The organism is Microbacterium sp. M (assembly GCF_045181065.1).
In the GTDB taxonomy this organism is placed as follows: Bacteria; Actinomycetota; Actinomycetes; order Actinomycetales; family Microbacteriaceae; genus Microbacterium.
The window spans coordinates 3,538,027-3,561,615 of record NZ_CP173721.1 but is presented as its reverse complement, the minus strand read 5'-3'; the positions used below and the strand labels follow the sequence as shown (position 1 = coordinate 3,561,615).

Genomic DNA, 23,589 nt, shown 5'->3' with positions numbered 1-23,589 from the left:
GATGTCATTGTGCTCCTCCTGCGGAGTCTTCCGGTGCGAAGATGCCGACGGACGCGAAATCGCGACCCACCTCGCTGTCGGGTGTGAACGGCGTCGCCGCCGTGAACGTGACCTGTGCGCCCTCCGGTGTGACGACGGAGATGTCGCGCGTTCTCCACGCTGTGTCGTACGGTCCTGTCACCGAATCCGGGGACAGCTCTCGACATGCGTCGGCCACGGATTCGAGCTGACCGAGGACGCAGGAGACGAACACCTGAACGGTGGACGGCGCTGACGGGGCGTCATCGTCGTCCGCGGGAACGAGCAGGACGTCCTGGAACGCCCACCGGCGCAGGTGCACGATCTGCCCCGGAATGCTGAAGAAATCGACGAAGCCCAGTCCGCGGGTCCAGAAATCCGTCGACGCGTCGAGATCCCTCGAGGCGATCCTGACGAACATCGGCATCGCGTAGACGCCGAGGAACGGATCCGGCGCGACAGCGTCCGGGCCGTCGGGGACGGGGCTCATCTCGAATGCATTGAAGTGATCAGTCATATGAGCAAGCGTGGATCCTCACGTCGCGTGAGGGTCAAACCCGCGCGCTCATCGCGAACGCACAGCCGATTCCGATCACGAACCCGTAACGTCGATCGCATGACGACCGTTGACGTCTCCGAGGATGCGATCCGCCAGACCAAGGAGCTCCGTGACGAATTCCAGCGCTTCCTGCGGGAGTACGAATTCGGCATGCGCGAGGTCGAGACGAAGATCTCGATCCTGCGCGACGAGTTCACGCACGACCACGCCTACAACCCGATCGAGCACGTCAAGAGCCGCCTGAAGTCGCCGGACAGCATCGTCGAGAAGATCGCCCGCAAGGGCATCGCGGAGCCCGACTTCGATCGCATCCGCGCCGAGATCACCGACATCGCCGGTGTCCGCGTCACCTGCAGCTTCGTCGCCGACGTGTACCGGCTCTTCGATCTGCTCACCGCGCAGAACGACATCACGGTCCGCGTCGTCAAGGACTACATCGCCAACCCGAAGCCGAACGGCTACAAGAGCCTGCACGCGATCCTCGAGGTGCCGGTGTTCCTCTCCACCGGCGCGCTGTCGGTCCCGGTTGAGGTGCAGTTCCGCACCATCGCGATGGACTTCTGGGCGAGCCTGGAGCACAAGATCTACTACAAGTTCTCGAATCAGGTCCCGTCGCACCTGGTGGACAGCCTGTCGGATGCCGCGGATGCCGCCGCCGAACTCGACGTGCGCATGGAGCGGCTGCACCGCGAAGCCCACGGGTCGCCGAACCGTCAGCTCGCGCCGGCGCCGCCGCGCATCGTTCAGGTCTGAGCGGGCGTCGCCGGGCACGCTGCCCGGCAACGCCCGCGGGCATCCGAGCGCTCAGACCGTCGCGGGTGCGAGGGCGGGGTAGGCTCCATCATCCCCTCAGCGTAGATCAGCGGGCGCCGGGCCGCGGGGGAGGCCGAGGTCCGGGAGAGCGCCGCCTCAGAGGGTGGTCGTCAACGTCCCGCCGTCAGCGCGGAGGGCGGCGCCGTTGGTGGCCGACGCTCTCGTGCTCGCCAGATAGGCGACCATGTCGGCGATCTCGGTCGGTTCGATGAACCGCTGCAGCAGCGAAGTGGTGTTGCCGGCGGCGATCGTCGATGCGAGCTCGGCGGCGTCGATCCGCTGCGCCAGGGCGATCTGCTCGATCGTCTGCGCGACGCCATCCGAGAGCGTCGGACCGCCGATGACGGAGTTCACCGTCACCCGACTGCCCCGCGTCGTCTTCGCCAATCCGTTGGCGAGGGCGATCATGGCCGCCTTGGTCATGCCGTAGTGCGTCATGTCGGCCGGAACGTCGATCCCGGACTCGCTCGAGAGGAAGATGATGCGGCCCCAGTCTCGCGCGAGCATCCCCGCCAGCACGTGCCGGGACAGGCGCACGCCGCTCATCACGTTGATCTCGAAGTACCGCTGCCACTCGGCATCCGGGATCGTCGCGAAGTCCTGGAGGCCGAAGATCCCGACGTTGTTGATCAGGATGTCGATCTCGCCGAGCTGATCGACCAGCCGCTGCACCTGATCCGCGTCGGCGAAATCCGCGGTGATGCCCGTGACGTCGGCCTCGGGGGCGATCGCCGCGAGCGCGTCGATCGCCGCGAGCAGGCGATGCTCGTCACGACCGTTGATGACGACCGCTGCACCTGCTCGCGCCAGCTCCGCGGCGACCGCGAAGCCGATGCCCTGCGTCGATCCGCTGATGAACGCCCTCTTGCCCGTGAGCCCCAGATCCATGTCGCTCCTTGTCGTCTTGCGTCGATTGACTTTCCTCGTCAAGTGAAGATGACTTTCTCGGTCAAGTCAAATGGGAATCGACGGTACTCTGGGGGGCATGACCGATCCTGCCCCGGATGACGCCCTGACCGGCGATGATCTCGAGACCTGGGCCGCGCTGGCGACGGTGCTGGAATGGCTGCCTTCCGCGCTCGATGCGCAGCTGCAGCGCGACGCTCAGCTGACGCATTTCGAGTACGGAGTGCTCTATGCGCTCGCGCAGGCTCCCGAGGCGACGCTGCGGATGAGCGAGCTGTCCGCCTACGCCAACAGCTCTCTGTCTCGGCTGTCGCGGGCGGCCACGCGCCTGGAGAACCGAGGATGGATGCGGCGCACACCCGATCCAGGCGACGGCAGGTACACCCTGGCGGTGCTCACGGACCAGGGGCGCGACAAGGTCGATCAGGCGACGCCTGGTCACGCGCGACTCGTCCACGAGCTGGTGCTCGACCGGCTCACCGCGTCGCAGGCGCGACAGCTGCGGGTGATCGCGCACCGGCTCACCGGCGCCGGCGGCGTGGCGCGCTGGCGGCCCGTCAGCGCGAACTGACCAGGAACTCCCTGGCCGCCGTCGCCAAGGCTGTGACGCCGACCTCGATGGTCGGGTGGATCTCGGGCGCATACAACGGCGAGTGGTTGGTCGGGATGTCGTGGGCGACCGTGTCGTTCGCCGTGGCCGCGGCGAACGCCGCCGGGTCGACCCCGCCCCAGAACCAGAACACCAGCGGAACGTCGGCATCCCTCGCGAACCACGAGACGTCTTCGCTGCCGGTGATCATTCCGGGGTCGATCACGGCTGTCTCGCCCAGTTCGCGCTGAAAGGCCGCGGTCACGCGGGCCACGGCATCCGCATCGTTGATGGTGGGCGGAAGCGTGTGGTCGGTGCGGATCTCGGGTTCCTCCTCCGCGCCGGACGCCAGCGCCTCGGCGCGCACGATCCGCTCGACGCTCGCGAGGACGGCGGAGCGCGAGGCGTCGTCCGGGTAGCGCAGACTGAGCTCCAGCGTCGCTTCGGTCGGGATGATGTTGTTCTTGAGCCCTGCGTGGATGGAGCCGACGGTGACGACCGCGACGCCCTGCGGGTCGGTCTCGCGCGAGGCGATGGTCTGCAGGCGCATCACGGTCGCCGCGGCCATGACCACCGGATCGATCGTGGTGTGGGGGCGCGATCCGTGTCCGCCGCGGCCGTGAAGAGTGACGGTGAGCCCGTCGGACGCCGCCATCTGCGTGCCGCTGCGCACCCCGATGATGCCGGCGGGCAGCGGCGTGACGTGCTGACCGAGCACGATGTCGGGCTTCGGGTATCGATCGAGGATGCCGGCATCCAGCATCGCCCGCGCCCCGGCGCCGTACTCCTCGGCGGGCTGGATCAGGATGACGACGGTGCCCGACCACTCGGCGCGCGTGGCGACGAGCTGCTCGACGGCCCCGATCATCGCGGTGACGTGCATGTCGTGCCCGCAGGCATGCATGACAGGGACGGTGTTCCCGGCAGGATCGATTCCGGTCGCCGTGCTCGCATACGGGAGACCGGTCTGCTCCTGAACCGGAAGCGCGTCCATGTCGGCGCGCAGCCAGACGGTCGGCCCATCGCCGTTGCGGAGCAGGCCTACGACTCCGGTGATACCGACGCCCTCTTCGACCTCGAGCCCGAGATCGCGCAGGTGCTGGGCGGCGATTCCGGCCGTCCTCGTCTCCTGGAAGGACAGCTCGGGATGCCGGTGCAGATCGATGTACAGAGCTTCGAGGTCGATCGTCATGGCTTCACCCTAGCCGTGCAGGTCAGCCCGTGACGTAGTCCGACAGCTCGGGGCCGGGGTGCACGACCGCGTTCACGATCGCCCGGATCGCGAACTCGCTGGCCGCGCCGAGCTCGACGACTTCCGGATGCAGCAGCCATTGCAGCTGCAGGCCGTCCATGACGGCCAGGATCGCAGCGGATGCCGCGGCCACCGTCTCGGTGTCGGTGACCCCCTCCTGGGCGCAGAGCTCGGCGAAGGCATCGGACACCTCGCGACGGAGCGTCGTGTAGCGCTCCTCGAAGTACTCGCGACCTGGGTGCTCATCGGTGACCGACTCCGACGAGAGCACCGTGTACGCCTGCACGATTCCCGGCCGCTTCTCGTTCTCGAACGCTGTCTTGACGAGGTGCACGAAGAGTTCGGGGCCGTACGGGATGCGCTGGGATTCGAGATCCTGGACGTCGGCTTGATCGCGGTACGCGAGCACCTCGAGCAGCAGTTTCTGCTTCGAGCCGAAGTGGTGCAGGACTCCGGCGTGCGTGATGCCGACCTGCTCGGCGACGTCGGCGAGCGTGCCGTTCGTCGACCCTTTGTTGCCGAAGATCTCCACCGCCGCCTTGAGGATCTGCTCGCGCTTCGCGCGCGTCGCGGGGCGGGTGCGCACGGCATCCTCGCTGTGTGCCACGGTCCCTCTTTCCGTTGCGGTTCTGTGACTTGCCAACCAGCTTACCGATCGGTAACCTCACATCATCTTACTTTCTCGCCAGTAAGTTACACCCACAGCACGATGACCGTGTCCAAGGAGAAGCAATGAAGCTCAGAAAGTCCCTCATCGCCGGGTTCGCCGTCGCGGCCCTCGGCGCCTCGGTTCTGGCCGGCTGCGCGTCAGGCGGCGGTGACGACGGCGGCAGCGCTGGTGGCGACCTGCCGGCGCTGACGATCGCCAAGCCGGACGGCGCGATCACCACCGAGTCGCACAACCCCTATCTGGGCGACTCGTCCGCCTCGAAGTACGGCTACGCCAAGGTCGTCTTCGAACCCCTCGCCCTCGTGAACCCGACCGGCGACCTCGGTACGACCCCGTGGCTCGCCGAATCCGTCGAGTGGAACGACGACTACACCGAGCTGACCGTCGTGCCGCGCGCCGACGTCACCTGGAGCGACGGCGAGCCGTTCACCGGCGACGACATCGTCTTCACCTTCGACCAGTTCCTCAGCGGCAAGCTGACCGACTCCTCCGGACTCAACTATCAGGGCGCGACCGTCGACGGCGACAAGATCACGCTGAAGTTCGGCAACTCGAAGTACACCGCGCAGGCGCGCGTGCTCCACACGCCGATCGTCCCGAAGCACATCTGGGAGAACATCGAAGACCCCAACACCGACCCGCTCACCGAGGACGGGCTCGCCGTCGGCACCGGCCCGTACGTGCTCGACAACTGGACCACCGAGTCCGTCACTCTTCTCGCGAACGAGGACTACTGGGGCGGCGAGCCGGTTGTCCCCGCGCTGAACTACGTCTCCTACGGCGACAACGCGGCGCTGACCACGGCGCTGGTGTCCGGCGACGCCGACTGGGCGCAGGCCTTCATCCCCCAGATCGAGGACAGCTACCTCGCTGCCGACGAGGACAACCAGTTCCTCGTCTCGCCGACCGCAGGAGCCGGCACCCTGTTCTTCAACCTGCAAGCCGAGCCATTCGACGACCCCGCGCTGCGTCAGGCGCTGGCTTGGACGATCGACCGGCAGGCCTATGTCGACGTGGCGCGTGAGGGCGCGAGCGAGCCGATCTGGAACGTCACCGGACTGGGCGACGTGCTCGCCGACGAGATCATCGACGAGTTCGCGAGCACCGAGTACTCGGTCGACATCGACAAGGCGCGCCAGATCCTGACGGATGCCGGGTACACCTGGGCGGACGAGAAGCTCGTCGATCCCGACGGCGCACCCGTCACCTTCTCGATCTCGGTTCCGGCCGGCTGGAGCGACTGGAACACCGAGCAGGCGCTGATCGCGGAAGAGCTCGACGCGGCCCTCGGCATCGAGGTCAAGGTCGATCAGCCCGACTGGGGTGGCTGGGACGCCGCCCGCCAGGAGGGCACCTTCCAGGCGATCATCCACTGGCTCGAGGACACCGGCAACGTGTACGGCCTGTACACCTCGACCATGGATCCGAAGTGGATCGTCGACGGCAAGGCGCAGTTCAACTTCGGCCGCTACGACGACCCTGCGGTTACCGAGGCGCTGAACACCTACGCGAACGCGGCATCCGACGACGAGCGCGCCGCGGCATCCGCCGTGCTGCAGCAGTCGTTCGCCGAGGACGTCCCGGCGATCCCGCTGGGTGCGCACCCTCTGCTGGGCGAGTTCAACACCCGCAACTACGTCGGGTGGCCGAGTGAGGACGACCAGTACGCGTCGGGCGACCCGACCCAGCCCGGCGTCGTGCAGGTCCTCTCGAAGCTGACCGCCAAGTAATCCCCTCGCTCGTCGGGCGGGGCCTCACCGGGCCCCGCCCGACGAGCGACGGCGGAAAGGACCTCCATGCCAGACCCCCTGCTCACCGTGCGCGATTTCTCGGTCGTGTACGACGTCGAACCACCCGTCGCGGCCGTGAAGAACGTGACCCTCGAGCTGCAGCGCGGCGAGATCCTCGGCCTCGCCGGCGAATCCGGATGCGGCAAGACCACACTCGCCTACGGCATCCAGCGCCTGCTGCGCGCCCCCGCCGTGATCACGAGCGGGTCCGTCGTCTTCCATGACGCCGCCGAGGGCGACGTCGACATCAACGCCCTGGATGCCGAGCAGATGCGCCGCTTCCGCTGGGACAAGGTGTCGATGGTGTTCCAGGGCGCGATGAACGCCCTGAATCCGGTCGCGACGATCGGGTCGCAGCTGGAGGACGTGTTCGAGATCCATCGTCCGCAGCTCAGCGCACGCCAGCGCCGCGCGGAAGCGGCCGAGCTGCTCGAGATCGTGAAGGTCGGTGCGGATCGCGCCCGGTCGTTCCCGCATGAGCTCTCCGGTGGCATGCGCCAGCGCGTCATGATCGCGATGGCGCTGGCCCTGCGCCCGCAGCTGATGGTCATGGACGAGCCGACGACCGCGCTCGACGTGCTCGTGCAGCGCGAGATCCTCAGTCAGATCTCGCAGCTGCGTCACGAGTTCGGCTTCTCCGTCATCTTCATCACGCACGATCTGCCGCTGCTTCTGGAGATCAGCGACCGCATCGCGATCATGCGCGACGGCGAGATCGTCGAGCTCGACACCGCGGAGCGGATCTGGAACGCGCCGCAGGACGACTACACCCGGACGCTCCTGGCGTCCTTCCCGAGACTCACCGGAGAGAAGGGGATGGTGGTGCGATGACCGCGCTCGAGTTCTCGCATGTCACGAAGGTCTACAACGTCCGCGGCGCCGGGCAGATCAAGGCCCTCGACGACGTCACTTTCACGCTGCGCTCCGGTCAGACGATCGGGCTCGTCGGTCAATCCGGCAGCGGCAAATCCACGATCGCGAAGATCCTCACACAGCTCGAGTCGCCGACGCAGGGCGCCGTGCTGCTCGACGGCGTTCCGGTGCCGCGCCGCGGCAAGGGGCTGCGCACCTACCGCCAGCGCCTGCGCATGGTCTTCCAGGATCCGTTCGCCTCGCTGAACCCGTACCACTCGATCGGCTACCACATCGAGCGGCCGCTGCGCCTGCACGGGGTGGTTCCGAAGGCGCAGCAGGATGCCGAGGTGCGGCGTCTGCTGGAAAGGGTCCGCCTGATCCCGGATGCCGTGATCGACCGCCGCCCGCACGAGCTGTCCGGTGGACAGCGCCAGCGCGTTGCGATCGCCAGGGCGCTCGCGTCGCGTCCATCGCTCCTCGTCGCGGATGAGCCGGTGTCGATGCTGGACGTGTCTATCCGTCTCGGCGTGCTGAACCTGCTCGCCGACCTGCAGCGCGAGGAGGGGCTCGGTGTGCTCTACATCACCCACGACCTCGCCACAGCCCGGCACTTCAGCGACGAGATCATCGTGCTCAACCAGGGGCGGATCGTCGAGCGGGGTTCGGCCGACGACGTGATCCTCCGTCCGCAGGATCCGTACACGCAGGAACTGCGCGCGGCATCGCCCGATCCGGACAAGCATTTCGCCTCGGCATCCGGCACGGCAGGAGGAACCCGATGACCGTCACCGAACCGCGCATCGAGCCGACGCGGACCGACGCCGTCGCCACGGGCACGACCGCCACCCGCGTCGTCTCCTCCCGAGCACGCGTGCCGTGGCGCTTCATCGGCAGCCGCGCCGCGTTCTACCTGTTCACGCTGTGGGCGGCGCTCACGATCAACTTCTTCGTTCCGCGCATGATGAAGGGCGACGCGGTCGATCAGTACCTCGCCCGCAACCGCAACGTGTCGCCGGAAGCGGCGGATGCCCTGCGGTCCCTGCTGGGCCTGGACACGGACAAGTCGATGTTCCAGCAGTACATCGAGTACTGGGGGCTGCTGCTGCGCGGCGACCTCGGCGTCTCGCTGCTGCACGGGCTGCGCCCCGTGACCGAGGTGATCTCGCAGGCGCTGCCGTGGACGATCGGCCTGGTCGGCTTCGCCACCATCATCTCGTTCGCGATCGGCACGATCGGCGGCGCGTTCGTCGGATGGCGCCGCGGCAGCCGCGCCGACGCGCTGATCCCGATCACGACGTTCCTCGGGACGATCCCCTACTTCTGGCTCGGGCTGCTCGCGATCGCCCTGTTCTCGGTGAACCTCGGCTGGTTCCCGATCGGCAAGGCGTACGGCGTCGGAACGCGACCGGAGTGGTCGTTCGAGTTCATCGGCGAGGTGATCCACCACGGCACGCTGCCGGCGGTGACCATCATCATCGCCTCCCTCGGCGGCTGGATGCTCGGCATGCGCAACATGATGCTGACCGTCCTCGACGAGGACTACATCACGGTCGCCCAGGCCAAGGGCATGACGAATCAGCGGGTGCTGTGGAGCTATGCGGCCCGCAACGCGGTGCTGCCGCAGATCCAGAGCTTCGCGCTGTCGATCGGCTTCATCGTCGGCGGCACCATCGTCATGGAGATGGTGTTCAGCTATCCCGGCGTGGGCAAGCTCCTGCTCGATGCCACCAACGCCAAGGACTACGCGCTCATGCAGGGCGTGTTCCTGGTGATCACGCTGTCGGTGCTGGTCGCGAACATCCTCGCCGACGTCGCCTACGCATTCCTCGACCCGCGCACGCGCCAGACGGAGGCCTGAGCATGAACGCACCGACCCCCACCCGCAGTCCCGCGGCCGAGACGGCTGCCCCGGACACGTACGCCGTGCGCACAGCCGCGCCGTCCGCCGACCACTCCGACTCGTTCTGGTCGAAGGTCGCCTCCGCGTTCGCGATGTTCCGCAACGGCAAGTCACTCGCCGGCCTCGCCATCCTGGCGTTCTTCGTCCTGATCGCGATCTTCGCCGATGTGCTGGCGCCGTATTCGCCGACCCAGGTCGACAACACCCGCCGGTTCGAACCGCCCTCCGCCGATCACTGGCTGGGGACGACCCACATCGGCGAGGACGTGCTCAGCCAGGTCATCCACGGCACGCGCGGCGTGATCGTCGTCGGCTTCCTCGCCGCGGCGATCGCGACCGTCATCGCCATCACCGTCGGCGTGATCGCCGGGTACATCCGGGGCTGGAAGAGCGAGTCGCTGTCGGCGATGACGAACGTCTTCCTCGTCATTCCGGGCCTGCCGCTCATCATCATCGTCGCCGCGATGTTCGAGGAGCCGCCGCTGTGGGTGATCGCCGCCGTGCTCGGCCTCACCGGATGGGCCTGGGGAGCGCGCGTGCTGCGGGCGCAGACGATGTCGCTGCGCAACCGCGACTTCATCCAGGCCGCACGTGCCAACGGCGAGCCGCTGCACCGCATCATCACGGTCGAGATGCTGCCCAACCTCATGGCGCTGATCGCGGCGAGCTTCGTCGGGACGGTGACCGCGGCCATCCTCGCGCTCACGACGCTGTCGTACATCGGCGTGATCCCCGTCACGACCTACAACTGGGGGACGATCCTGAACTGGGCGTCCGCGCAGGGTGCGTTCCGACAGAACCAGTGGTGGTGGTACCTTCCCCCTGGCCTCTGCATCGCGTTCATCGGCGTCGCGCTCGCGCTGATCAACTTCGGCATCGACGAGTACGTCAACCCGCGGCTGCGCTCCGCGGGCGAGCGGGCCCGCGCCATGAAGAAGAAGGGGCTGAACGTCAACGACGCCGTCACGGCCGTCCGACCCGTCGCCGAGACGACCGAAACGAACAAGAAGAAATGACGCTGCAGACTCAGACCCTCCCGTACCTCGATCCCTCTCTCTCCGTCGCAGACCGCGTCGCCGATCTCCTCAGCCGCATGACGGTGGAGGAGAAGGTCGGCCAGATGCTGCAGCTGGATGCCCGCGACGACCTCGACGACCACATCCTGCGCCGTCATGTCGGCTCGATCCTGCACACCTCGCCCGAACGAATCATCCGGGCGCGTGAACTGACCCTCGAGACGCGCCTCGGCATCCCGCTGATCGTCGGGGAGGACTGCATACACGGCCACTCGTTCTGGCCTGGGGCGACGATCTATCCGACCCAGCTCGGGATGGCGGCCTCCTGGGATGCCGAGCTCGTCGAGAAGGTCGCACGGGCGACCGCCCAGGAGGTCGCTGTCACGGGCATCCACTGGACCTTCTCGCCCGTGCTCTGCATCGCCCGCGACCTGCGCTGGGGGCGTGTGAACGAGACCTTCGGCGAGGACCCGTTCCTCATCGGCGAGCTCGCCAGCGCCATGGTGCGCGGCTACCAGGGCGACGGGCTCGACGACCCGACCGCGATCCTCGCGACGGCCAAGCACTTCGCCGGATACTCCGAGACGCAGGGCGGGAGGGATGCCTCCGAGGCCGACATCTCGCGGCGGAAGCTGCGCAGCTGGTTCCTGCCGCCGTTCGAGCGCGTCGCCCGTGAGGGATGCCGCACCTTCATGCTCGGCTATCAGTCGACGGACGGCGTGCCGATCACCGTGAACGACTGGCTGCTCAGCGACGTCCTGCGCGGCGAGTGGGGATACACCGGCACGCTCATCACGGACTGGGACAACGTCGGTCGCATGGTGTGGGAGCAGCATGTGCAGCCCGACTACACGCACGCCGCCGCCGCTGCGGTGCGGGCGGGCAACGACATGGTGATGAACACGCCCGACTTCTTCGAGGGGGCTCTGGATGCCGTCGCGAAGGGTCTTCTGACGGACGACGCCTTCGACGCGGCCGTCGCCCGCATCCTCACCCTGAAGTTCGAGCTCGGACTGTTCGAGGACCCTCGACTGCCCGGTGAGGATGTGGATGCCGTCGTCGGCAGCGCCGCGCACGCCGAGCTCAACCTCGAGGTCGCCCGGCGGTCGATCGTGCTGCTCGAGAACGACGGAACGCTCCCTCTTCGGCCGGCTGCGCCGCTGCGCGTGGCGGTCGTCGGACCGCTGGCCGATGACGCGCAGGAGCAACTCGGCGACTGGGCGGGCGGGTCCGGTCAGGCCGGTTGGCTCGACGAGCAGCCGCGCGAGATGATCACCACGGTGCTCGACGGACTCCGCGCCGTCGACGGCTGGTCGGTGAGTGCGGCGCGAGGTGCCGACATCATCGCGTTCGAAAGCCCCGCAGACGCGCTGAATCCCGTGCCGTGGGACCGGAGGTTCACCCCGGCGGCCCCGGATGTCGAGCAGATCGCCGAAGCGACGGCGATCGCCGCGGCATCCGACGTCGTCGTCGCCGTCGTCGGGGACCGTGTCGAACTGTACGGCGAGGGCCGCTCCACCGCGACGCTCGAATTGGTCGGCGGTCAGAACGCGCTGCTGGACGCACTCATCGCGTCCGGGAAGCCGGTGATCGTGGTGCTGCTGGCGTCGAAGCCGCTCGTGCTGCCGGCATCCGTGTCGCAGGCTGCGGCCGTGATCTGGGCGGCGAATCCGGGGATGCAGGGCGGGCGCGCGCTCGCCGAGCTGATCACGGGGGCGATCGAGCCGTCTGGGCGCCTGCCCATCTCGTTCGCACGGCATGCCGGGCAGCAGCCGACGTACTACAACCAGATCCGCGGTCAGCACGGTCACCGCTACGCCGACCTGACCCAGGCCCCGGTCTGGGCGTTCGGCGACGGGCTGTCGTACACGACCGTTTCGTATGCCGATCTGTCCGCCTCCGTCGACGGCGACGTCGTGAACGCCGAGGTCACCGTGACGAACACGGGGGAGCGTCCGGTGCGCGAGACCGTGCAGGTCTACGTCCGCGACGAGGTCACGTCGGTCAGCTGGGCCGACCGCGAACTGAAGGCGTACCGTCAGGTCGATCTCGAGCCGGGGGAAGCCCAGCGCGTGCGGATCGAGATCCCGGTCGCGGACTGCACGATCGTGGATGCCGCGGGCGATCGGATCGTCGAAGCCGGCGAGTTCAGCCTGCTCGTCGGGCCGTCGTCCCGCGGGGAGACGCTGCTGAAAGCACCCTTCGTCCTGGTGTGAGACCCGCCCTCTCCCTCGAGACCTCTCGTGAATGGCGAGACCTCTCCGTATTCGCACGAATACGGAGAGGTCTCGCCACTAAGACGGGGTCTGCCGGGCGGAAGGGGCCGGGCGGCGGGTCGGGACGCCACCTCACAGCGTCAGGATGACATGACCGCGCTTGCGGCCGGTGTCGACGTGGCGGTGTGCCTCGACGACCTCGTCGAGCGGCAGGACGCGGTCGATCACCGGTCGCAGCACGCCCCGACCGGCGAGATCGGCGACGTGCTGCAGATCGTCGCGCGTGATACGCGACAGCCCCGCGTTGCGCACGTGCACGCCGCCCGGCCGCAGCAGGCCGCGGCACGCACGCGGGGACGACGTCATCACCGCGTCGTAGACGACGTCGAAGCGCGGACCGAGGCGCGTGAAATCCTCGGTGCCGTAGTCGACGACCGCATCCGCGTCGAGGCTCTCGACCAGGTCGCGGTTGCGTGCGCTGCAGACCGCGGTGACCTCGGCACCCACGTGCTTCGCGAGCTGGATCGCAAAGGTCCCCAGGCTCCCCGAGGCGCCGTTGATGAGAATGCGGTGGCCGGCGCTGAGGCCCGCCTTGTGCAGGTTCTTCAGGGCGGTCATCGCTCCGGTCGGGAGTGCCGCAGCCGCCTCGAAGCTCAGCGACGCGGGTTTGCGCACGATCGCGCCGCGCTTCTGCGGATCGAGGCTGTCCACCGGCAGGCAGCGGTACTCGGCATTGCCACCCAGTTCGAAGCCGCAGAAGGCCATCACCTCGTCGCCGGCCGCGAAGGTCGAGACTCCGGTGCCGACGGCATCCACCACGCCGGCCGACTCCAAGCCGAGGATCAGGTCGCGTCGTGGGCGGAACAGGCCGAACGCGAGGCGGGCCGCGAAGGGGTCGGCCCGTCGGATGCGGGCATCGCCGACGTGCGCGGTCGTCGCGACCGTGCGGATGCGGACCTCGCCGGCTCGCGGCTCCGGCATCGGCACATCGCGGATGGCCAGCACGTCCGGTGCACCGTAGGCCGTGCAGACGACTGCCCTCATTCCCGCGCCCGACCGGTGTCGTACGCCCACATGGCCGCCTCGACGCGGTTGCGCACGCCGAGCTTGAGCAGGATTGCGCCGATGTGCGCCTTCACGGTCCCCATCGAGACGAACATCCGGTCGCCGATCTCGGCGTTCGTGAGGCCTGCGCTCAGCAGCGCGAGCACCTCCTCCTCTCGTGCCGTGAGCGGCTCGGTCGGGGCGGTCGTCGGGCGGCGCGTCGCGAAGGCGGACAGGAGCCGCGTCGTCACGCGCGGCGACACGAGGGAGTCGCCATCGGCGGCGGCTCGGATCGCTTCGCCGATGAGCGCGCCACCGGCATCCTTCAAGAGGAATCCCTTGGCTCCGGCGCGCAGCGCGCCGAGCACGTATTCGTCGAGGTCGAACGTCGTGATGATCACGACCGCGATCGGGTCGTCGACGCCTGGGCCGGCGAGCACCTCGGTGACCTGGATGCCGTCGAGCCCCGGCATCCGGATGTCGACGAGTGCGACGTCGGGGCGCAGCCTTCGGGCGGCGGCGACGGCGCTCGTCCCATCCGGAGCCTCGCCGACGACCTCGATGTCCGGGAGCGTCTCGAGCAGAAGCCGGAGGCCGGTGCGCACCGTCTCCTGATCGTCGGCGATCAGCACGCGGATCATGACGTGCCCCGAGGGATCCGTACGCGCAGCATCCATCCGCCGTCGGCGCCGGGGCCGGCCTCCAGCTGTCCGCCCAGCAGAGCCACGCGCTCCGTCATGCCGCGCAGTCCATAGCCCTCGCCCATCGTCGCGGTCGGTCGGCCGTCGTCGCCGACCGTCAGCACCACGGCATCGCCCTCGGCACGCACGTCGATGTCGATGCGACGCACGCCGATCGCGTGGCGTCGCGCGTTGGTCACGGCCTCCTGTGCGACGCGGTAGAGCGTCAGGGCGACGAGCTGAGGCAGCGCGGCTGCCACGTCGATGCGAACCGAGACCGGCGGCGGACCGTTCGTCGCGAGAGCCGCGACGTCGTCGAGCCCCCTGGTCGGTGCATACTCGACCGGTTGGCGGAGGGCTCCCACGATCGTGCGCATCTCAGCGAGCGCGGCGCTCGCCTCCTGCTCGATCACCGCCAGGGAATCGGCGACCTCCGCGCTGTGCGGGCCGCGAGCGGTCGCGGCCTGCGCCCGGATCGCGATCGCGGAGACATGGTGCGCGACGGTGTCGTGCAGATCGCGCGCCAGGGCGGTCCGCTCCTGCACGCGCGCCATCGCGATCTCGCGCTCCAGAGACGCCGCCCGTTCTCGCCGCAGCGCTCCGGTCAGGCAGGCGGTGCCGACGAACAGCACGCCGACGACGGCACCGATCGCCCGATCCGCCGCCGGGGCGGTGGCGAGGGATGCCGAGACGAGCACGCCGATTCCGAGTGCGACCGAGCCGACGATCCGCTCGACGCGCGTCCCCCAGCGGAACAGCGCGTACGGCACGAGCAGCAGCGCGAACATCGCCCCCAGACCGGACTGCGGGACACCGGACAGCGCCTGGATGATCGCGAAGCCGGTCGTGACGACGGCCATGGCCACCGTGAGGATCAGCGGGTGACGGCGCCGCCACGGGAGTCCGGCGAGCAGGACCACGGTGACGCCGACCGTCGCCCATGGCCAGGGGAGGTCGCGTCGCAGCATCCCTTCGGCGATCGCCAGCGCGATGAGCGCGACCGCGAGCACGGCATCGCGGCGCCGAGGAGCGCGCGGATCGCTGAGGGTGTCCACGCCACGCATGCTACGCGACCGCCTGTCGAGCGCGTCCGCGGCGGATGATGACCTCGGCCACGACGATGTTGATGAGCCACCCGGCATCCATCTGCACGAGCCGCCAGAACTCGTCCGGCGGGCCGAACAGCGCGACGAACGGCGCCGTCGTGAGCACCTGCGTCCCGGCGCCCATGGCGAGCGCGTAGGCGCGGATCATCCAGCCTCGATGAGCGCCGATGTCGTGGCGCAGCACGGCGCAGACGCCCAGCACGAGGAACGCCAGCATGAGCGTGCCGACGAGATAGCGCGAGACCTGCAGCCCGAGGCCGTCGATCGGCGGGACGTCGTAGAACGCGGTCATCCAGAGACCGCTCAGCGCCACGGCGACGCCGGCGGGCACGAGCAGGTATCGGCCGGCGAAGCGGTGCCATCCGATGTGGCGCGAGCGCAGCCGGGGGAGGAACTGGAACGCGCCGATCCCCGAGTACACGAGCGCGCCGATGATGTGCAGGACGACGGGCAGCGGCATCTCCATGAACCGCGTGTTCGCCGCTGTGATCGGTGCTCCCGCGGCGATCTCGCCGACGCGGAAGGCGCCGGCGGCCGAGGGGATGAGAGTCAGGGCGAGCAGGCCGGTGGCGATGAACGCGTCGCGGCTGACACCGCGCGATTCGCGGGTCGCGAGGGAGGAGGTGGTCATGCCCTCAGCGTCGCGGCGGGGAGCCATCCGAGGCATCGGCCGATCGGCCAGAACCTTCGGTCGGCGAGGGCGGTGGCGGTGCGCCGGACCCGGACGCCTCGGTGCCGGCTCGGCACGTCGCGGTGGCGACACGGCGAGAAGGGCGTGAGGCGTCCGGGATCCGACCCGGATCATGTGCCGGCGTCCGGAGTGCGGGTCAGACCTGCTCCTGACGCGGGGCGAGGGGCAGCGGCTCCATGGGCTGGTCGTTCGCGGTCAGGTCGATGCCGAGGTCGCGGGCGTAGACGACGCGCGTCGCGATCGCGACGTCATCCCCCGACTCGGTGAGCTCGAACACGCGGCCGCCGCGCATGCGATTGCGCTCGGCGCCGGAGAGCCCGTAGGCGCCGAAGCCGGTGCCCGGCGCGTAGCCGAGCATGACTCCGTAGTAGTCGCCGACGTAGTCGTTGATGTGGTCGTGTCCCACGAACACGCCCTTCACGTCGCCGCGCTCGAGGATCGCGTTGTACATGCCGGAGTTGAACGGACCGGGGCATTCGTCCTCGTTGCGCTCGCCGACGATGCCGTGGCGTGCCTTGCCACGCGCCGCATCGGCCGCGGTGCGGGTGTCGACGCCGCCCCACCACATGAAGCGGTGCTCCCACAGGGCGATGTGCAGGAACATGAGCCCTGGCACCTTGCGTCCGCGGTGCTGCTCGAGGCGCTGCGACTGCTCCCGATACCACGCGACCTGATCCATGCGCAGCCAGTCCCAGGTCGGGTAGCCGGCGAAGTCCTGACCGTTGATCTCGCCGGGGGCGTAACGACCCGAGTCCATCAGCCAGAGCGTGAACGCGTCGCGGTTCTTCTTCGCCGCCGAGCCGATCGACACGATCGTGTTGCTGGTCCCGGTCACTCCTTCGGTGTTCTCGGCGTTCATGTTGTACGCGTACGAGCGGTACATCGCGAGCATTCCCGCCTCGTCGACGCCCGACGCGGCGAACGAGTCCTCGTCGTGGTTGCCGTACGTGACCGCCCACGGGATCTTCCGCGACTCCATCGGCTGCACGACGTTGTTGATCGCCTGCTTGACGGCCAGGCGCGTCTCGCATCCGCCGGTGATCACGTCGCCGTTGATGACCACGGCGTCTGGCTTCTCCTGATCGAGCACCTTCTCCATCAGCTCCACCGTCCGACGATCGGTCCGCTCGTCGTCCTGGGTGTCGTTGAACTGCACGACTTTGAACGTGCCGTCTGCGCGGAACCGCAGCTTCGGGGCATTCCGGCTCGGACTGCCGGACGAGGAAGCCGCAGCGCCAGACAGCGGGCTCGCGGTGGCCGCTGCGGCACCGAGCGGCAGGGCGGCGCTGAGGGCGCCGACCGCCCCAGCGGTGAGGACGGTTCGCCGGCTGATCGGCAGTCGTTCGGGCATTCGAGCTCTCCTTGTCTTCGGGCGGATCTCGCCGCGGTGAGACTAGGAGGGCCAGGTGGCCTCCCGCTGTCGCTGTGGTGAACGGATGCCCCGGATCAGATCCGGTCGAGCTGCTCGAGGAACTCGTCGGCCATCTCGAGCTGCGAGGCCAGCCGGTCGCGCCGTTCCGCGGCATCGGCCCGGAAGTCCTGCAGCACCGTGCGTGCTTCGGTGGTTTCGCCGGCATCGGCGGCATCCAGAACGCGGAGCAGATCGCCCATCTGCTCCAGCGAATAACCGAGTGGCTTCATGCGACGGATCACGAGCAGCCGGCGCAGGTCGTCGTCGGTGTACAGGCGGAACCCGCCTTCCGAGCGGCCGGAGGGGGTGAGGAGTCCGATCTCGTCGTAGTGGCGGAGCGTGCGCAGCGACATGCCGGTGCGGTCGGCGAGCTCGCCGATGTGCATGGTCTCCGGCATCCGCTTTCCTCCTAACCCTCACGTCGCGTTAGGGTTGATCCGTCGGGCATTCGGCTCGACGGTCCATGCTTTCACATGCCACGGGGAGCCCCATGTCCGCGTCATCCCCAGTCGAAGAACGCACCCGCTACCGGGACGATCCGTCGGTGCTGTCCGTGCTGAAGCGTCCGCGGCTGCTCACCCGCGAGGTGCTCGCCGGCCTCGTCGTAGGCCTCGCGCTCATCCCCGAGGCGATCGCGTTCTCGGTCATCGCCGGCGTCGACCCGAAGGTCGGACTCTTCTCGTCGTTCATCATGGCCGTCTCGATCGCCTTCCTCGGCGGGCGACCAGCGATGGTCACGGCGGCCACGGGCGCGGTGGCGCTCGTGATCGCGCCGGTGGCGCCGACGTACGGCCTGGACTACCTCATCGCCACGATCATCCTCGCCGGCGTCTTCCAGATCCTCCTCGGCGTGCTCGGCGTCGCCAAACTCATGCGGTTCATCCCGCGCAGCGTCATGACCGGGTTCGTCAACGCGCTCGCCATCTTCGTGTTCAGCTCGCAGATCCCGCACCTGGTCGGCGTGCCGTGGCTGGTGTATCCGCTCGTCGTCCTCGGCATCCTCGTCATGATCGCCGTGCCGCGCCTGACGAAGGTGATCCCCGCGCCGCTCATCTCGGTCGTCATCGTCACGGCTGTGGTGCTGGTGTTCGCGATCCAGGTGCCGACGGTCGGCGACCAGGGTGAGCTGCCGGAGACGCTGCCGTCGCTGTTCCTGCCGAACGTGCCGCTGACATGGGAGACCTTCACGATCATCGCGCCCTTCGCTCTCGGCGTCGCCGTCGTCGGACTGATGGAGTCCCTCATGACGGCCAAGCTCGTCGATGAGATCACCGACACGCACTCGGACAAGACCCGCGAGAGCTGGGCCCAGGGTGCGGCGAACGTGCTCTCCGGCTTCCTCGGCGGCATGGGCGGATGCGCCGTGATCGGCCAGACGATGATCAACGTGAAGTCCTCGGGTGCGCGCACGCGCATCTCCACGTTCTTCGCGGGCATCTTCCTGTTCCTTCTCGTCGTCGTGTTCGGCGATTTCGTGGCGACGATCCCGATGGCCGCCCTCGTCGCGGTCATGATCATGGTCGCGATCGGAGCGTTCGACTGGCACAGTGTGCGCCCGTCGACGTTGAAGCGGATGCCGAAGAGCGAGACGTTCGTCATGATCTCGACGGTCGTGCTCGTGCTCCTCACCCACAACCTCGCGGTCGGTGTGGTCGGCGGCGTGTTCATCGCCTCGGTGCTGTTCGTGCGCCGGGTCGCGCACGTCGTCGCGGTCACGCGGACGGTCGATGCGGATGCCGCGCACTATGTCGTGGACGGTGAGCTGTTCTTCGCATCGAGCAACGACCTGACCACGCAGTTCGAGTACGCCGCGGATCCGGATCGGATCGTGATCGATCTGTCCCGTTCGCACGTGTGGGATGCGTCGACGGTCGCCGCCCTCGACGCGATCGAGACGAAGTACGCGCAGCACGGGAAGTCGGTCGAGCTGGTGGGGCTCAACGAGGCGAGCGGGACGTTCCACGGTCGACTCTCCGGCGGGTTCCCGCCGGCGTGAATCAGGCGGTCTCGTCGTCGAGTCGCCGAGGCCCCGTTCCGGATGCCCCGAGCGCGTCGTCGGGATTGAGCAGCCGGCACGCCTTCATCGACAGGCATCCGCAGCCGATGCAGCCGGTGAGCTCGCGCTCCAGCCGCTCGATGCCCTCGCGGCGCCGCTCGAGCTCGTGCTTCCAGCGCCGCGACGCGCGCTGCCAGTCCTCGTGGCTGGGCGTCTCGGTCATCGGCACGTCGGCGAAGACCTCCTGCACTTCGGACAACGGGATGCTGAGCCGCTTGGCGACGGTGATGAGCGACACCCGACGCAGCATGTGCCTGGCGTAGCGCCGCTGATTGCCGGGGGTGCGGGTGGACGCGATGAGTCCGAGTTGCTCGTAGAAGTGCAGGGCGGACACGGCGACGCCGGTTCGCCGGCTCATCTCGCCGACCGTGAGCTGCTCGTCCGGCGCGTGGGCCGCAGTCGCTTCGCTCATGCCACCTCCTCGATTTGACCTCAAGCATACTTGAGGTTTTACGGTGGAGGGGAGTGTGAGAGAGGTACCGGATGACCTATGTGATCGCGCTGCCGTGCGTGGACGTGAAGGATCGTGCCTGCATCGACGAGTGCCCTGTGGACTGCATCTACGAGGGCGAACGGTCGCTCTACATCCACCCGGACGAGTGCGTGGATTGCGGTGCCTGCGAACCGGTCTGCCCTGTGGAGGCGATCTACTACGAGGACGACGTCCCCGAGGAATGGGCCGACTACTACAAGGCGAACGTCGAGTTCTTCGCCGAGATCGGCTCGCCGGGTGGCGCGGCCAAGGTCGGCGCGTACGCGTTCGACCACCCGCTCATCGCGGCGCTTCCGCCGCAGGAGGGCGTCGCATGAGCACGCAGCTCACCTCGGCCGCGCCGATGCCCAGCGCCGTGGGCGAGGGTCTGAAGAAGGCGTTCCGCACCCACCCCTCCGGTGTCGCGATCATCACGGCGAACGTCGAGGCAGGACCCGTGGGCCTCACGGCATCCAGCGTCTCCTCGGTGGCGGTCGACCCCGCAGCCATCATGTTCTCCGTGACGCGGGCCACCGGCAGCGCCGGCGCCCTGCTCGCCGCCGACACCTTCGTCGTGCATCTCATCGACGACGCGCACGCCGAGCTCGCTCAGGCGTTCGCGACCAGCGGCGCCGAGCGCTTCACGCCCGAGCAGGGCTGGCGCGTGCTCGAGACCGGCGAGCCGCACCTCCCCACGGCCAGGGCGGCATTGCGCAGCCGCGCGCTGCACACGGTTCCGGTCGGATCGTCCACCGTCGTGATCGCCGAGGTCCTCGACGTCCTGGACGGTCCCCTCGGTCGCCCTGTCGTCTATTTCGACCGGCGGTTCCACGCGCTTCCCGCCGCCTGAGACGGAGCTCTCACCGCACAGCCGCCGCACGCATCTCGCAGAATCGCAGTGATCTCGCAGGAATCCGCGTGAAGCCTGCGAGATCCGCGTCGTTCTGCGAGATCTGAGTCGCTCGAGTCAGGTGCTCACCACGTCGCGGCGCCGGAATCCCCAGAACGCGAGGGCGAACAGGGCGGCGCATACCCCGGCGACACCGAGCACGCCCCACATCTCCACGTCGCCGGCGAACGCATCAGGAACCCAGTGGAACGGCGAGATCGCCTGCACCCACTCCGGGAGGTCGAACAGCGGTCCGAAGAAGTCGGCGATGAAGACGAATGCGAGCAGCGCCCAACCCAGACCGGTCGCGCGCGGCGCCCATCCGTAGAGCGCGGCCGGCACCGCGAGCAGTACCAGCACGCCGACGGAGTACGAGACGAACACCACGGTGAAGTCGCCGAGATCGGGTTCGTCGATCCCGACCTGTGCCGCACCGGCCCACATGCCGTACACCGAGACGGCGAGCACCACGAGTGCGCCGATCGCGGCCATCGACAACTGCGCGGCCAGCCAACGCGAACGTCCGACCGGCCGTGAGAGTGCGATCTCCAGCCGACCGGACGACTCCTCCGCCTTGGGGCGCTGGGCCATCACCACCGCGTAGGCGCCGGTGGCGAACGCCATGAACACGACCATCGCGCCGAGGAAGGATGATGTGAACGCCGAGGGGTCCGACCCGAACAGCGCTGCCAGCACCGGGTTGTCGTCGACCAGGTCGGCGACCATGTCGTTGAGCGTCGACATCATGGTGCCGGCGCCGTACCACAGGAGGCCCATCGCGAGCGCGGTCCAGATCATCGCTCCGCGCTGCTGCGTCCAGGCGAGCGCGAACGGCGAGCGCAGCATGCCAGAGGCATCCGCGCGACCCGGGCGGTCGGCGACGAGCCCGGCGCCGAAGTCACGCTGCCGCGCGAGCGCTGCCGCGCCGAACAGCAGCACGACGGTCGCGAGGACGGGCAGCACCAACGGCCACCACCGCAGATCGACGAAAGCGCGCATCTGCTGCGCCCACGCGATCGGCGAGAACCACGACAGCGTCGAACCGCCGACCTCCTGCAGGTCACCGGCAGCGCGTACGACGAACGCCAGCGCGAAGATCATCAGCGAGACGCCGGTGGCCCCGCGCGAGTGCGCCGTGATCTGGGATGCCACCAGCGCGACCGTGCCGAACACCAGTGCGACCAGCACGCAGCCGAACATCATCGCGAACGCGTCCTCGACGGGCACGTCGTCGCCGACCAGGATCATTCCGCCCGCACTGAGCACCGCGATGACCAGCAGGTGGCCGGTGAGGGTCAGCAGTGCCGCGACCGCGGTGGTGTGCCGGCCGACATTGCTCGCACGAACCAGCTCGGAGGTGCCGTTCTCCTCTCCGGCGCGGGTGTGCCGCACCACGTGCAGGATGCTCATGATCGCCAGCGACAGCACGAGCCAGGTGATGCCCTCGTTCGCCATCGCCACGGACGGCGTGTAGTCGTCCAGCCCGTATCCAGGGCCGCCCATCACGATGCCGCTGGGCGTCGACATCACGGCGGCGCGCGCGGCCAGTGCGGCCTCGTCGAACACGGTCGTCAGCGCGAACGTGAAGTACACCGCGAACAGCGTCATGGAGCCCGCCCACACGATCAGCCTCGCCCGGTCGCGGCGCACGATGTGACGGCAGAGCTGCCAGAGACCGGCGAGCGGAGGATCGGCGTGCGTGCGGACTGAGCGTCGCGTCACGGTCGCGGTGCTCATCGTGCCGGCTCGCTCTCGGCGATCTCGTCGCCGTAGTGCCGCAGGAACAGATCCTCCAGCGACGGCGGCGTCGCGGTCAGCGATGTGACGCCGATGCGGGCGAGGCCAGCGAGCACGTCGCCGGACGCCGCGTCGTCGATGTCGAAGCTCATGCGCGTGCCGCCGTCGACGATCTCGACTTCCAGGCCGTGGACGCCGTCGTGCGCGTCGAGACTGCCGTCGTACTGCGGAACCACGGCGACCACGCGCGACCGGGTGAGCCGGCGCAGGCTGCTCAGCGTGCCCGACTCGACGGCGCGTCCGGCACGGATGATCGTGACGGTGTCGCACACCTTCTCGACCTCGCTGAGGATGTGACTGCTCAGCAGGATCGAGGTGCCCTGGGCCTTCAGCTCGCGCACGTGCTGCGTGAAGACGGCCTCCATCAGCGGGTCGAGCCCGCTCGTCGGCTCATCGAGGATGAACAGCTCGGCATCGCTCGCGAAGGCGGCGACGAGCGCGACCTTCTGTCGATTGCCCTTGGAGTACGTGCGCGCCTTCTTGGTGGGGTCCAGCTCGAAGCGGTCGAGCAGTTCGGCCTTGCGGCGCTGGTCCGGCTTGCCGCGCAGTCGCGACAGGTAGTCGATCGCCTCTCCGCCGGTGAGGTTCGGCCACAGCGCCACGTCCCCGGGGACGTAGGCCAGCCGGCGGTGCAGCGACACAGGAGTCGCCCACGGATCGCCGCCGAACAGGCGGGCCGTCCCGGCATCCGCGCGCAGCAGACCCAGCAGCACGCGGATCGTGGTCGACTTGCCGGCGCCGTTGGGACCGAGGAAGCCGCGGACCTCGCCGGGGGCGACGGTCAGGTCGAGGCGATCCAGTGCCTTGACGGACCCGAACGACTTGTCGAGTCCCTGAATATCGATGGTGTTCATGGGTG

Annotated in this window: 24 protein-coding genes; 11 read left to right on the top strand and 13 right to left on the bottom strand. The window is 68.6% G+C overall.

Going from position 1 to position 23,589, the window contains the following annotated elements; all coding sequences use genetic code 11:
- Positions 1-4: 4 nt before the first annotated feature.
- Complete coding sequence (locus ACI7YT_RS17290; protein ID WP_406247276.1) at positions 5-535, bottom strand: VOC family protein; 531 nt, start codon at positions 533-535, stop codon at positions 5-7.
- A gap of 99 nt (positions 536-634) precedes the next feature.
- Here ACI7YT_RS17290 and ACI7YT_RS17285 point away from each other — a divergent pair, with 99 nt between their 5' ends.
- Positions 635-1,330: a GTP pyrophosphokinase family protein gene (locus ACI7YT_RS17285; RefSeq protein ID WP_406247274.1), complete on the top strand. Its 696-nt coding sequence runs from the start codon at positions 635-637 to the stop codon at positions 1,328-1,330.
- A gap of 156 nt (positions 1,331-1,486) precedes the next feature.
- Here the strand turns inward: ACI7YT_RS17285 and ACI7YT_RS17280 are convergent, their stop codons facing one another.
- On the bottom strand, positions 1,487-2,278 hold the full coding sequence (locus ACI7YT_RS17280; protein WP_406247273.1) for an SDR family NAD(P)-dependent oxidoreductase: 792 nt from the start codon (positions 2,276-2,278) through the stop codon (positions 1,487-1,489).
- A 97-nt stretch (positions 2,279-2,375) separates the two neighbouring features.
- On the opposite strand from ACI7YT_RS17280, the gene ACI7YT_RS17275 reads away from it, so the two are divergent.
- A complete protein-coding gene (locus ACI7YT_RS17275; protein WP_406247271.1) occupies positions 2,376-2,867 on the top strand; it encodes a MarR family winged helix-turn-helix transcriptional regulator in 492 nt (163 codons plus the stop codon).
- On the opposite strand, the gene ACI7YT_RS17270 is transcribed toward ACI7YT_RS17275, so the two are convergent.
- Positions 2,854-4,077 carry an amidohydrolase gene (locus ACI7YT_RS17270; protein WP_406247269.1) on the bottom strand — a complete coding sequence of 408 codons (1,224 nt, stop codon included), beginning with the start codon at positions 4,075-4,077 and terminating at the stop codon, positions 2,854-2,856. The two genes, ACI7YT_RS17275 and ACI7YT_RS17270, sit on opposite strands and share 14 nt — an antisense overlap.
- A gap of 22 nt (positions 4,078-4,099) precedes the next feature.
- On the bottom strand, positions 4,100-4,744 hold the full coding sequence (locus ACI7YT_RS17265; protein WP_406247267.1) for a TetR/AcrR family transcriptional regulator: 645 nt from the start codon (positions 4,742-4,744) through the stop codon (positions 4,100-4,102).
- A 125-nt stretch (positions 4,745-4,869) separates the two neighbouring features.
- Here ACI7YT_RS17265 and ACI7YT_RS17260 point away from each other — a divergent pair, with 125 nt between their 5' ends.
- The 6 genes from ACI7YT_RS17260 to ACI7YT_RS17235 all read left to right on the top strand — a co-directional run bounded on the left by ACI7YT_RS17260 (position 4,870) and on the right by ACI7YT_RS17235 (position 12,584).
- Positions 4,870-6,537: an ABC transporter substrate-binding protein gene (locus ACI7YT_RS17260; protein ID WP_406247265.1), complete on the top strand. Its 1,668-nt coding sequence runs from the start codon at positions 4,870-4,872 to the stop codon at positions 6,535-6,537.
- A gap of 66 nt (positions 6,538-6,603) precedes the next feature.
- Entirely contained in the window at positions 6,604-7,428 is an 825-nt protein-coding gene (locus tag ACI7YT_RS17255; protein WP_406247263.1) for an ABC transporter ATP-binding protein, read from the top strand.
- Positions 7,425-8,234, top strand: a complete 810-nt coding sequence (locus tag ACI7YT_RS17250) for an ABC transporter ATP-binding protein (protein WP_406247261.1) — start codon at positions 7,425-7,427, stop codon at positions 8,232-8,234. The genes ACI7YT_RS17255 and ACI7YT_RS17250 overlap by 4 nt, the downstream gene beginning before the upstream one ends.
- The gene (locus tag ACI7YT_RS17245) at positions 8,231-9,310 is read left to right on the top strand and encodes an ABC transporter permease (RefSeq protein ID WP_406247259.1); all 1,080 of its coding nucleotides are present in this window, start codon (positions 8,231-8,233) and stop codon (positions 9,308-9,310) included. Before ACI7YT_RS17250 ends, ACI7YT_RS17245 begins: the two co-directional genes overlap by 4 nt.
- A gap of 2 nt (positions 9,311-9,312) precedes the next feature.
- The gene (locus ACI7YT_RS17240) at positions 9,313-10,368 is read left to right on the top strand and encodes an ABC transporter permease (RefSeq protein WP_406247258.1); all 1,056 of its coding nucleotides are present in this window, start codon (positions 9,313-9,315) and stop codon (positions 10,366-10,368) included.
- Positions 10,365-12,584, top strand: coding sequence for a glycoside hydrolase family 3 N-terminal domain-containing protein (locus tag ACI7YT_RS17235; protein ID WP_406247256.1), 2,220 nt, complete (start codon positions 10,365-10,367; stop codon positions 12,582-12,584). The genes ACI7YT_RS17240 and ACI7YT_RS17235 overlap by 4 nt, the downstream gene beginning before the upstream one ends.
- Positions 12,585-12,716: 132 nt before the next feature.
- Here the strand turns inward: ACI7YT_RS17235 and ACI7YT_RS17230 are convergent, their stop codons facing one another.
- From ACI7YT_RS17230 to ACI7YT_RS17205, 6 genes are all read right to left on the bottom strand, one after another.
- Positions 12,717-13,628, bottom strand: coding sequence for an NAD(P)-dependent alcohol dehydrogenase (locus ACI7YT_RS17230; protein WP_406247254.1), 912 nt, complete (start codon positions 13,626-13,628; stop codon positions 12,717-12,719).
- Entirely contained in the window at positions 13,625-14,269 is a 645-nt protein-coding gene (locus tag ACI7YT_RS17225) for a response regulator (protein ID WP_406247253.1), read from the bottom strand. The genes ACI7YT_RS17230 and ACI7YT_RS17225 overlap by 4 nt, the downstream gene beginning before the upstream one ends.
- Positions 14,266-15,363 carry a histidine kinase gene (locus tag ACI7YT_RS17220; RefSeq protein WP_406247251.1) on the bottom strand — a complete coding sequence of 366 codons (1,098 nt, stop codon included), beginning with the start codon at positions 15,361-15,363 and terminating at the stop codon, positions 14,266-14,268. The genes ACI7YT_RS17225 and ACI7YT_RS17220 overlap by 4 nt, the downstream gene beginning before the upstream one ends.
- A gap of 10 nt (positions 15,364-15,373) precedes the next feature.
- Positions 15,374-16,045, bottom strand: coding sequence for a DUF2306 domain-containing protein (locus ACI7YT_RS17215; RefSeq protein WP_406247249.1), 672 nt, complete (start codon positions 16,043-16,045; stop codon positions 15,374-15,376).
- A 196-nt stretch (positions 16,046-16,241) separates the two neighbouring features.
- The gene (locus ACI7YT_RS17210; RefSeq protein WP_406247247.1) at positions 16,242-17,456 is read right to left on the bottom strand and encodes a metallophosphoesterase; all 1,215 of its coding nucleotides are present in this window, start codon (positions 17,454-17,456) and stop codon (positions 16,242-16,244) included.
- Between the two features lie 95 nt (positions 17,457-17,551).
- Entirely contained in the window at positions 17,552-17,914 is a 363-nt protein-coding gene (locus ACI7YT_RS17205) for a MerR family transcriptional regulator (RefSeq protein WP_406247245.1), read from the bottom strand.
- A 92-nt stretch (positions 17,915-18,006) separates the two neighbouring features.
- On the opposite strand from ACI7YT_RS17205, the gene ACI7YT_RS17200 reads away from it, so the two are divergent.
- Positions 18,007-19,512, top strand: a complete 1,506-nt coding sequence (locus ACI7YT_RS17200; RefSeq protein ID WP_406247243.1) for a SulP family inorganic anion transporter — start codon at positions 18,007-18,009, stop codon at positions 19,510-19,512.
- Between the two features lies 1 nt (position 19,513).
- Here ACI7YT_RS17200 and soxR read toward each other — a convergent pair whose 3' ends face one another.
- Positions 19,514-19,984: a redox-sensitive transcriptional activator SoxR gene (gene soxR, locus ACI7YT_RS17195; protein WP_406247242.1), complete on the bottom strand. Its 471-nt coding sequence runs from the start codon at positions 19,982-19,984 to the stop codon at positions 19,514-19,516.
- Between the two features lie 71 nt (positions 19,985-20,055).
- Between soxR and fdxA the strand changes: the two genes are divergently transcribed.
- Together fdxA and ACI7YT_RS17185 are read left to right on the top strand one after the other, a co-directional pair.
- Positions 20,056-20,382 (top strand): ferredoxin, encoded by a 327-nt coding sequence (gene fdxA, locus ACI7YT_RS17190; RefSeq protein ID WP_406247241.1) that lies wholly within the window; start codon positions 20,056-20,058, stop codon positions 20,380-20,382.
- Positions 20,379-20,894, top strand: coding sequence for a flavin reductase family protein (locus ACI7YT_RS17185; RefSeq protein ID WP_406247240.1), 516 nt, complete (start codon positions 20,379-20,381; stop codon positions 20,892-20,894). Before fdxA ends, ACI7YT_RS17185 begins: the two co-directional genes overlap by 4 nt.
- Positions 20,895-21,011: 117 nt before the next feature.
- On the opposite strand, the gene ACI7YT_RS17180 is transcribed toward ACI7YT_RS17185, so the two are convergent.
- A complete protein-coding gene (locus tag ACI7YT_RS17180) occupies positions 21,012-22,670 on the bottom strand; it encodes an ABC transporter permease (protein ID WP_406247239.1) in 1,659 nt (552 codons plus the stop codon).
- Complete coding sequence (locus ACI7YT_RS17175) at positions 22,667-23,584, bottom strand: ATP-binding cassette domain-containing protein (RefSeq protein WP_406247237.1); 918 nt, start codon at positions 23,582-23,584, stop codon at positions 22,667-22,669. Before ACI7YT_RS17175 ends, ACI7YT_RS17180 begins: the two co-directional genes overlap by 4 nt.
- Between the last annotated feature and the right edge of the window lie 5 nt (positions 23,585-23,589).